Here is a 643-nt window from a genome sequence, read left to right on the forward strand (position 1 = left end):
ACGTCATCGCAGCAACGATTGTGATCGAGAACTGACGGTAAATCACCCCGGTCGAACCTGACATAAATGCCATAGGGACGAATATTGCCGATAAGGTCAAACCAACACCAATCAACGCGCCAGTGATCTGCCCCATCGATTTCTTAGTGGCTTCTTTTGGATCGAGCCCGTCTTCGTGCATCACACGCTCAACGTTTTCTACCACAACGATGGCGTCATCCACCAGCAAACCAATCGCCAGAACCATCGCAAACATCGTCAGGGTATTCACGCTGAAACCTGTCGCGTAAAGAATGGCAAACGTACCCAAGAGTACAACCGGAACCGCAATCGTCGGGATGATCGTTGCACGGAAGTTCTGTAAGAACAGGTACATAATTAAGAACACCAACACAATCGCTTCCAGTAGCGTTTTCACTACTTCTTGAATCGATGCTTCTACAAACGGTGTTGTCTCAAATGGCTAAGCGACTTTCAGACCATCTGGGAAGTTTTCACTCAACTCTGCTAAACGCTCTTTGACTGCAGCCGCCGTTTCCAGCGCGTTCGCACCTGTACCAAGTGAAATACCTAAACCAGACGCCGGCAAACCGTTGTACTGACCCTGAATATCGTAACTTTCTGCTCCACGCTCAATACGAGC

At 48.8% G+C, this 643-nt stretch carries 1 pseudogene; it reads right to left on the reverse strand.

What is annotated here, in order from left to right:
- Nucleotides 1-643: pseudogene (locus tag R7Q11_RS27085) on the reverse strand (efflux RND transporter permease subunit); the annotation flags it as partial.

The sequence above is a fragment of the Vibrio sp. 970 genome, from assembly GCF_033339075.1.